This window comes from Micromonospora sp. M51, from assembly GCF_018070305.1.
GTDB classification, from domain to species: Bacteria; Actinomycetota; Actinomycetes; order Mycobacteriales; family Micromonosporaceae; genus Micromonospora; species Micromonospora parva.
Window position 1 is genome coordinate 1 of record NZ_JAGPXZ010001442.1, and the last position, 548, is coordinate 548.

General features: G+C 75.4%; 1 pseudogene. It reads left to right on the top strand.

Annotated elements, in window-relative coordinates:
* Positions 1-548: pseudogene (locus KBX53_RS35335) on the top strand (hypothetical protein); the annotation flags it as partial.

The following is a 548-nucleotide window of genomic DNA, read 5'->3' on the forward strand; positions in this document are numbered from 1 at the left end:
CCTCACCGGGCGGGCGGTCGGGCGGGTGCTCGACCTCCGCCGTGACACCGGCGACCTGGCGGTGACCCTGGGGCCGGTGGACATCACCGACGTGATCCGCGACGGCACCTTCGCCAGTGACGGCCCGGTCGCGTTGGAGAACCCGACCCGGCACGACGCGGGCACGCCCTTCTGGGCGGAGTACGACGCCGACGGTGAGGGTGCCGGGGGCGTGGCCTCGACCGCCCCGGTCGCCCGGCAACGGCCTGACTCGACCTCGGGTGGGCGGCTCGGGGTGGCCCGCGCGGTGCGACAGGGAACCTTCGCCGCTCAGCGGCGGGTGGCCGGGTTCGCCGTCACCCCGATCTGTTGTGCCGGCGGTGTGGGCGCGCGGTTCAGTTACGACGGCGGCGGGATCCGCGTGGCGGGCACCGCGACGTTGCTGATGAAGCGGCCCACCGCCCGGTTCCACCTGGAGATTCGCGGCGCCACGGTCCGCCGGGCGGAGTTGCGGATCGGCGGGATGGCCGGGCTGCGGATCGAGATCGCCGGGGCCACCGACAGCCACC